This window comes from Enterococcus sp. BWB1-3, from assembly GCF_016745275.1.
In the GTDB taxonomy this organism is placed as follows: Bacteria; Bacillota; Bacilli; order Lactobacillales; family Enterococcaceae; genus Enterococcus_L.
Map to the genome: position 1 here is coordinate 1 of NZ_JADOEP010000046.1, position 7633 is coordinate 7633.

12 protein-coding genes are annotated in these 7633 nt (G+C 36.0%); 11 read left to right on the forward strand and 1 reads right to left on the reverse strand.

Annotated features, from left to right (window positions below; translation table 11 throughout):
• Positions 1–174: 174 nt before the first annotated feature.
• Positions 175–489, forward strand: coding sequence for a hypothetical protein (locus tag IW492_RS17415; RefSeq protein WP_202069325.1), 315 nt, complete (start codon positions 175–177; stop codon positions 487–489).
• A 55-nt stretch (positions 490–544) separates the two neighbouring features.
• Here the strand turns inward: IW492_RS17415 and IW492_RS17420 are convergent, their stop codons facing one another.
• On the reverse strand, positions 545–886 hold the full coding sequence (locus IW492_RS17420) for a helix-turn-helix domain-containing protein (protein ID WP_202069327.1): 342 nt from the start codon (positions 884–886) through the stop codon (positions 545–547).
• Positions 887–1100: 214 nt separating this feature from the next.
• On the opposite strand from IW492_RS17420, the gene IW492_RS17425 reads away from it, so the two are divergent.
• The 10 genes from IW492_RS17425 to IW492_RS17470 all read left to right on the forward strand — a co-directional run bounded on the left by IW492_RS17425 (position 1101) and on the right by IW492_RS17470 (position 7229).
• A complete protein-coding gene (locus tag IW492_RS17425; protein ID WP_202069328.1) occupies positions 1101–1532 on the forward strand; it encodes a hypothetical protein in 432 nt (143 codons plus the stop codon).
• 36 nt (positions 1533–1568) lie between these two features.
• Entirely contained in the window at positions 1569–1829 is a 261-nt protein-coding gene (locus tag IW492_RS17430; protein WP_202069329.1) for a hypothetical protein, read from the forward strand.
• Position 1830: 1 nt separating this feature from the next.
• Positions 1831–2352, forward strand: a complete 522-nt coding sequence (locus IW492_RS17435; protein WP_202069330.1) for a hypothetical protein — start codon at positions 1831–1833, stop codon at positions 2350–2352.
• A 35-nt stretch (positions 2353–2387) separates the two neighbouring features.
• Entirely contained in the window at positions 2388–2531 is a 144-nt protein-coding gene (locus IW492_RS17440) for a hypothetical protein (protein WP_202069331.1), read from the forward strand.
• Between the two features lie 65 nt (positions 2532–2596).
• Positions 2597–2824, forward strand: a complete 228-nt coding sequence (locus IW492_RS17445; RefSeq protein ID WP_202069332.1) for a hypothetical protein — start codon at positions 2597–2599, stop codon at positions 2822–2824.
• A complete protein-coding gene (locus tag IW492_RS17450) occupies positions 2779–4323 on the forward strand; it encodes a hypothetical protein (protein ID WP_202069333.1) in 1545 nt (514 codons plus the stop codon). Before IW492_RS17445 ends, IW492_RS17450 begins: the two co-directional genes overlap by 46 nt.
• An 11-nt stretch (positions 4324–4334) precedes the next feature.
• The gene (locus IW492_RS17455; RefSeq protein WP_202069335.1) at positions 4335–4583 is read left to right on the forward strand and encodes a hypothetical protein; all 249 of its coding nucleotides are present in this window, start codon (positions 4335–4337) and stop codon (positions 4581–4583) included.
• A gap of 126 nt (positions 4584–4709) precedes the next feature.
• On the forward strand, positions 4710–5453 hold the full coding sequence (locus IW492_RS17460; protein ID WP_236671994.1) for an ATPase: 744 nt from the start codon (positions 4710–4712) through the stop codon (positions 5451–5453).
• 15 nt (positions 5454–5468) lie between these two features.
• Positions 5469–5732: a hypothetical protein gene (locus IW492_RS17465; protein WP_202069337.1), complete on the forward strand. Its 264-nt coding sequence runs from the start codon at positions 5469–5471 to the stop codon at positions 5730–5732.
• A 363-nt stretch (positions 5733–6095) separates the two neighbouring features.
• The gene (locus IW492_RS17470) at positions 6096–7229 is read left to right on the forward strand and encodes a replication initiation factor domain-containing protein (protein ID WP_202069339.1); all 1134 of its coding nucleotides are present in this window, start codon (positions 6096–6098) and stop codon (positions 7227–7229) included.
• The last annotated feature ends 404 nt before the right edge of the window (positions 7230–7633 follow it).

Here is a 7633-nt window from a genome sequence, read left to right on the forward strand (position 1 = left end):
ACTCAGAGGTTCAAAACAGGTACGAAACAAGTACAAAAGAACTTTGAATAATATATACAATGTTATCTATTTTGATTCGTTTTATTTGGTTATTATTTAGCTGATTTTTGAAGATTCCTATCCTATTGTCTGGTATAATTAACAGTGATTCGAATCTGAAAGAGGTGTAAATTTATGGGTATGTATGATAGGGATTACTACAGAAATCAATACTCTAATGAAAATGAATTAAGTGACAAAGAATATTATAGACAATATTCGGACAGGCGAAAATCTATTAACAATAATTTTAATTCTGTTCCTAAAGAGACTTTTGTTAAAAGTACTAAAAAAAAGATAGGCTGGAAGTGGGTATTTTTGAGCTTGCTTATATCTGGGATTTTGTGGGTTTTTACAGGTGCTTTAGACTTGCCATTGCGTTTCTTGTTTGTTTCTATTCCAATAAGCACAATTACAACGACTGCTACTAAGACGTATTATAAGCATTAATGAATAAAGAAAAGGGGCTACCGCATATTATGCAGTAGCCTTTTTTATCTGTAATTTAGCTTTTTTTAGTTATTTTTTTTCTCATTCGTTCGATTTCTTTACTAAGTTCGTCAAGGTATTCTGTGATTTCTTCTTCGGTTTCTGGATCGTTAGCTCGTGTGTTGTAAGGTTCAAAGTCAAGGAATTCAATTACAGAAATTCCTAAAGCCGTACAGATTTTTGTAATCGTTCCAATCGAAGGATTTTGACTGTTTCCGTTGATTATATTGCTTACTGTTGATTGTGTTAATCCTGCTAAAGTAGCTATACGATTTATAGACAAGTCTTTTTCTCTTGCGAAGTGTCTAATTCTATCTGCTATTAGGTCACTATGCTTTATATCGTCTGTTTGATTCATGCATTTTTCACCTCTTTAAAGGTATTCTATATTAAAAAATAACTGTATTCAATAAAACGATTAACCTTTTAAGGTTGACATATATCTTTATTAAGTGTAATATATGTATATAGATAACTAAATATAGTTAACTTGTTATTTAATATATTCGGACGAGAACTGATTTTATCAGTTGTACTAAAAATGTTTTATCAAAAAAATGGAGGTTGTGTAAATGACTGAAACATACAATGTTATTTCTGCAGTGATTAAAAGAAGTGGTAAATTAGATTGCTATGTAACGTATCAAAATTTTAGTCTTGAAGATTGCTTGAAATTTAGAGCAGAATTAGTGAGACTGCATGGACACAAAGAGCACGTTTTAGGCTATTACATCGTTCCAAACATTGAACGTTTTGAAGTGAATGACGTAGAAGAATTAGAAGAATTGATAACAATTTATGATCTTGAAGAAGTTAGAGCTTCATCGAAAGAACGAGTGTATGGCACGCTTAGAAAAGGCTGTTATTTGCGTTTTCATAAAAATGTCATTGTGGTTGTTGAATTGTTTGACAATCGAGATAGCTGTATTTATAGATTTTTAACAAAAGATTTTTGTAAAAGGGTATTTGCGGAAAAATCGCGGAAAATATTGCACACTTTTTAGTGTTTAATATATATATAAATCGAAAGGAGATACCGAATGTTTGAAAATAATACCGAACTAATCTATCTAGGAACAAGAACAGGCGTAAGTAAAGCGGGTGAACCATATAATGTGTTGCTTGTTGGGAATCCTGAAAAATATGAAAACTATGAGTTTTTCATTAGTCAAGGACTTGCTATTCCCACGCTAGAAAAGAATGAGCCAATTGTTTGCGAAATCGAACTTTCTAAGCGTGGTTATAATCTTGTGCCGAGTCTGGTTGCTGTTACTAAAGCTGTTGTAGTCAGAAATAAGTAATATGAGTAGCGAAATTACTAAGGACGACCTGAACGAGCTGAAAAGTGAAATTACGGCTCTTAAGGAACTCTACGAAAAGGAGCTTGAGCGTGAACGTATTGAACGTGATTTACAAGCTACTGAGGATTCTAAACAGCTTGAAATTTCTACTGCCGAAAAGTTAGCGGAGGACGAACAGGAAACCGCCGACCGTCAAACGCAACAGGAGTTTCAAACGCTGATAGAAAATTTCCTTCTTGAATATCATGAGATAGAGCTTGAAAACAACCAAACGATCTCTACAGGGGCGCTTGAGGCTTTACAAGGCACCCAAGAAAGACATATACAGGATTTACTCGATTCCATTAAAAGTAATGGGGAAGCACTAGAGACGTTAACGCTTGAAATACAATCTGGTTCAAAGCAGTTGGACAGACAGCACCAACAGACTGGCTATACAGTTGGACTTGTCGGGACTGTGGTAGTTGCTATTTTAGTTTTTGTTTTTTTGGATTGGTTTTTCAAACCGTTTTTCAGTTTCTAGTTTCTATATAAAACTTACATGAAAGGAGAACGTTTATGTTTACAGCTGAAATGTTCGAACCGATTGTTACAGCTACAGGTCAATTTGTGCCGATCGGATTAGGGGTTGGTGTTGCTTGCTTCGCATTAACAGGCGTTGCTTCAAAAGGCTTCAACTTCATTAAATCAATGTTCTTTTAAACTCTTAAAAGTGTATAGGTGTAAAATCCTATGCACTTTTTTATTTTAAGAAAGGAGACTTTTTCATGGATAAAGAATTTAATTATTTTTTAAAGACATATTTTTTTAAATGGGCTATGCGTGTACTTATTTTTGGTTTAGTTTTTTTAGCGTTTGTGAGCCCCGATTCCATAGCGATTATTTTCTCAAGAATTATAAGCGTATTGGCAACGTTGACACTTATCAAGCTTTTTGGTCGCTGGATTACGTGGCTCAAGCGTCCGAAATCGATAGTCAAACCAGAAGACCTGTAATTGCTACAATTACACCGCCTCCAGTTGATTTAAACACAATTAACGATTCAATTATGAATTTAGGTGTTGAGATCACGACAACTGTTACAGACGGTTTAAACAGCACGAATACAAAATTCGAAAGCTGGTTCGACGGTCTCGACACATCTGTTAACACATTTGGCGATTTTGTCAAAGAAAATGGTAAAACGATTAAAGAAGTACAACAGAACTCAGTTGAAACAATTGACAGTGTAAAAGATATTGCTAGTGAAACAAAGTCCATTACTTCAAGTTTGGGTACTGTTCTGAGTAATGTATCAGGTGTTGCTAGTGATATGCTTTCAACAGTCACGACTGTTTATACAATGAACGAACTTATGAACATTCGTTTTGATTCATTAAGTAGTCAATTATCGAACACTCAACTTGGTTTAGCTACACTCATTGGAATGCGTGCAGACGGTATTGAGATTATGCTGAGTAGTGCTGAAAAAAAACTGACTTCTGCGGTAGATGAAATACCTACGAAATTAGACAGTCTTTTTAGAGCAACTCAGCTGTCGACTGGTTCTAGTAGTTCAGATGGCGCTTTTACTTCTCTAATTAAAGCTATGACTCGTGCTGTCATCAGTCCTATTGAAGAAGTTACGAAAGGAATTGACTTACTTTTCAAAGTTGGTTCTACTATACCTAGTCAAGCTGGCAGTGACGGTATTTTTACACGACTTATTAAAGGCATGACTCGTGCTGTCATCAGTCCTATTGAAGAAGTTACGAAAGGAATTGACTTACTTTTCAAAGTTGGTTCTACTATACCTAGTCAAGCTGGCAGTGACGGTATTTTTACACGACTTATTAAAGGCATGACTCGTGCTGTCATCAGTCCTATTGAAGAAGTTACGAAAGGAATTGACTTACTTTTCAAAGTTGGTTCTACTATACCTAGTCAAGCTGGCAGTGACGGTATTTTTACACAACTTATTAAAGGCATGACTCGTGCTATTATCAATCCTATTAACAGTATTGAAACTGTCGCTACAGAGGGATTTAATGCACTTGAAAATGCATTGAATAAACTAGATATTTCAAATTCTTTTGAGATTGGTTGGAAGCAGCTGAGTCAAGATATAGTTAATCTTTCAAATTCTTTTGAGGCTGGTTTAAACGGCATTTTAGACAGCTTTGGAGCGTTGTTCATTCCGTCTGGCAGTAATGTATTGAACAATGTGAAAACACTCGGCGATACTGTCAATAAGAAATTTCCAATCATATTCGCTTTTCCCAGTTTTATTTTAGGCATGTTCACACCGATTCAATCGGATTGGTTTCAAGCAATCGAATTTTCTTTTATGGGTGTGACTACTGATTTTACAGGCTTATCAAAGCCTCTGACAAGTACTTATGTACCAATTTTTAGAAACATTGTTGAGTTACTTTTATGGTTGACTCTAGCTGTCAAATGCTGGAAAAAAGTGGTTGTAGGAAGCTCTGTCGTTGGTGGCTCTGATGACGAATAGGAGGGATAAAAATGATTTTTGATGGCATAATCAATGTTTTTTTTGGATTGATTGACGGGCTTCTTAATTTACTGCCTAGCTTTGACTTTGTTTTTAACTTTCCAGATACTACACAATTCCGGATTTTTTTAGGGTATGCGGATTACTTTTTTCCAGTCGGCACCTTGCTTATATGCGCTGGAATTTACTTTGATTTTTCTCACGGTATGTTTTTATGGCGCTTCTTGAAAATGGTGTGGAAGCTATTACCATTTACTTAAAAAAATAGCTGTTTCTTCTCAATTACACATTTATTATTCGAATGTACGTTTTTATTATTTTCTGTGTCACGCCTGCGTGATCCAGAAAATAATAAAACGTCATAGGAAAAAGAAAGGGGAATGCGAATGAATGAGATTTTTAAGAAAGTGTTTAGGAAACACAAGTTTTTGCGCTTATGGCTCTATCTCTTCAAAGATATCGAACTTGCACGCTCGAATAAGAAAAAAGGCATTGTGAACTTTAAAGAGTTCGGTTTAACTTTATTTTGCGGTCGTCAAGGCTCTGGTAAAACAATGAGTTTATGCTATTACGCTTTATACATTATGAAAAAATATCCCACCGTCAAGGTACTTTCTAACTTTGGGTTTAACTACCAGCACGAAGAAATTTTTTCCATTTATGACATTGTGGAAGCCTCTGAAAAAGCAGAAGCCGAAGGCTACGACGGCACGTTGATTTTGTGGGACGAACTTCAAAATGATTTTGATAGCTATTCGAAAGTATCAACGGAAGTGCTCGCTTTCATTACCCAGCAACGCAAACGATGCGTAAAGATTCTTGCCACGTCTCAAGTGTTCACTCGAGTGTCTAAACCTTTGAGAGAACAGACTTTTGAAGTAGTTGAGTGTCGTACTTTTTTTGGACGTTGGACACGTGCACGATTCTATGACGCAATTAATTATATAGAAAACATGGATAAGACGACAGATAGAAAGAATTTGCAGAAAGGAAAGTTACTGAGCTTTATTCAAGAGGACGCTTTACGGGGCTCTTATGATTCGTACGCTGTGATTCAACGTTTGATAGATAAATCTAAGCAGGAGAAAGAGAAGGAGCCTAGCGACCGTATTATTGTGATTAATGAATAGTTTAGGGAGTGAATAATGTATACAGAACATGAATATGTCATAGTGCACAAAGCACTTGTGACTGAAATTAACCGTTTCGGCCAAAAATGGCGTACTCAAACACTGCAGTTTCGATTTCCTGATTCACGTGAAATTTTTGATATAGGGATAGCGAATAAATACGATATTTCAAAGCTGAAAAAAGGCGAAAAAGTAAAGTTGAATCTTAATTTTTATAAATGCGGTCATGGTGTGAAACAAATTCGTTTTAACGTAAACGGCTTACTACTTTGTTCGTGATTTAGTCAACGCTGCGTGTGTGATCTGCTCCCTGCAGTCAATAAAAACGACTGAAAACACGAACGATCAATGCACCAAGGGATCTTATTATCACGTCAAAAGTCGAACAATCGACAGTCGGGCGAATTGGGAAGGAACTTCCGAATTTGTCAGGCGGTCGCTTCGTCAAAGCGGTTGCGCTTGACGACCTTAGACTATACAAAATTAAAATAACGAAATTTTCGATTGACCCCCCATACTAACAGGGGGGTCTACAATACATAGAGAATAGATACAGACATAGAGCGACAAGAGATAGACTGCTTTTTAGACTAGTAAAACTATTTCCAAAATTAAATAACAGATATTTTGGGGGAATGACACATGAATGAACCAACTACAGACATACAAAGCAATGAACTGCGCTATATTACAATTGACTGGTTAACGCTTAGCTTTGCTGACGAAACCTTTGACATCATGGAAGTGATTAGCGAATATCTGCACTTGAATCCCATGGATTTTGAATTTAAACAGCTAGGTTTAGGCGCTAGCTATCACTATGGAAATACTGCGAGTTTTAACGATATTCAAGTCTTTTATTCCACCAACTTGGATATACAAAATGGTTATAATAAAGGTTTCACTATCAACATTAGCGGTCAAGGGTGCCGTCAGTATGAATCAGCTCGTTGGGCGAATAATTCAAACTGGACATGGTATGACACATTGAGAGAATTGGAGCACTTAGGCGGGAAATGCACACATATGGATATCGCCCATGACTTTGTTAATTCAAAATATACATGGCAATTTTTGCTTAAGAAAATCTATGCTAAAACGTTGATTTATCGAGGAAAAGTAGTCCGCTATAATAAGATTAACACACGAACAGGGGAAGACTACCATGCAAGTATTTACATAGGTGGAAAACCGCAACAGCTTAACATCTATGATAAAAAAGGCGAAAGATTTGATAAAGCGGGGGAAGAATACGACGTAGAAAGTTGGACACGTTGGGAGCTGCGCCTTGGAAGCGATAAAGCGCATATGGCATTTTTAGAACTGGTAGAAGGTCGTGTTCTTGCTGATCTTTTTGCGGGTATCTTAGGCGCTCACTATAAATTTGTTACCTTGACAGGAGATAAAAACCGCTCTCGTAGAGATATCGCCCGTTGGTGGTCTGCTTTTATTGGTGGCGCAAAACTGACAAAACTTTATGTGACAAAAGATAAGCCTACGTTAAAAAAGAAAGAAAACTGGCTCGAAAAACATGGACCAGACAAAGCAGAATTAATGCTTTATGTACGTGACTTGTTTGTTTATGGTGCTGATAACGCATTGAACACACTGATTAAACGACTACAGGTACAATCTAAGAATTTTACATCGGCAGATATTCAAATCTTGTTACAGGGGATTCTTGAAGAATGCTTTAATGCGGGTGTTGTCATGGATCAAGTGAAACGGAATGACATAGTAAATCAAGTCCATAAGATTCTGGAAGGTAGCTTTTAAAAATTAAGGAAAGGAGCTGTAAGTATGTGTGAAAAAGATTTTGGCGTTTGTGAGCTGTGTAATGCTCCGTTTGAAGAACTTCCGAAAAACTACGGTTATTGCTATGTGTGCATTCCATGTGCTTTAAAAATGCAACGAGGTGAAGTGTAGCTATGGATATTTTACTTATTACACTGCTTGCACTTTTTTCGATTGTAATGATACTGTATGCATATATCATTATTTCGTATATGAATTTATAGACTGTTAAAAGTATGTTATAATTTACTAAAAATATGCTGATAAAAACGACTGAAAACACGAATGATATTGATTGCTGCTTGCGTGGGTCTTATAGTTAAACACGAACTCAGAGGTTCAAAACAGGTACGAAACAAGTACAAAAGAACTTTGAATAATATATA

Bases quoted from the DNA above. Each gene is read 5' to 3' on its own strand.
- IW492_RS17445 (WP_202069332.1), top strand. From the start codon at position 2,597: ATGGATAAAGAATTTAATTATTTTTTAAAGACATATTTTTTTAAATGG.
- IW492_RS17425 (WP_202069328.1), top strand. From the start codon at position 1,101: ATGACTGAAACATACAATGTTATTTCTGCAGTGATTAAAAGAAGTGGT.
- IW492_RS17465 (WP_202069337.1), top strand. From the start codon at position 5,469: ATGTATACAGAACATGAATATGTCATAGTGCACAAAGCACTTGTGACT.
- IW492_RS17470 (WP_202069339.1), top strand. From the start codon at position 6,096: ATGAATGAACCAACTACAGACATACAAAGCAATGAACTGCGCTATATT.
- IW492_RS17415 (WP_202069325.1), top strand. From the start codon at position 175: ATGGGTATGTATGATAGGGATTACTACAGAAATCAATACTCTAATGAA.
- IW492_RS17440 (WP_202069331.1), top strand. From the start codon at position 2,388: ATGTTTACAGCTGAAATGTTCGAACCGATTGTTACAGCTACAGGTCAA.
- IW492_RS17455 (WP_202069335.1), top strand. From the start codon at position 4,335: ATGATTTTTGATGGCATAATCAATGTTTTTTTTGGATTGATTGACGGG.
- IW492_RS17420 (WP_202069327.1), bottom strand. From the start codon at position 886: ATGAATCAAACAGACGATATAAAGCATAGTGACCTAATAGCAGATAGA.
- IW492_RS17460 (WP_236671994.1), top strand. From the start codon at position 4,710: ATGAATGAGATTTTTAAGAAAGTGTTTAGGAAACACAAGTTTTTGCGC.
- IW492_RS17430 (WP_202069329.1), top strand. From the start codon at position 1,569: ATGTTTGAAAATAATACCGAACTAATCTATCTAGGAACAAGAACAGGC.
- IW492_RS17435 (WP_202069330.1), top strand. From the start codon at position 1,831: ATGAGTAGCGAAATTACTAAGGACGACCTGAACGAGCTGAAAAGTGAA.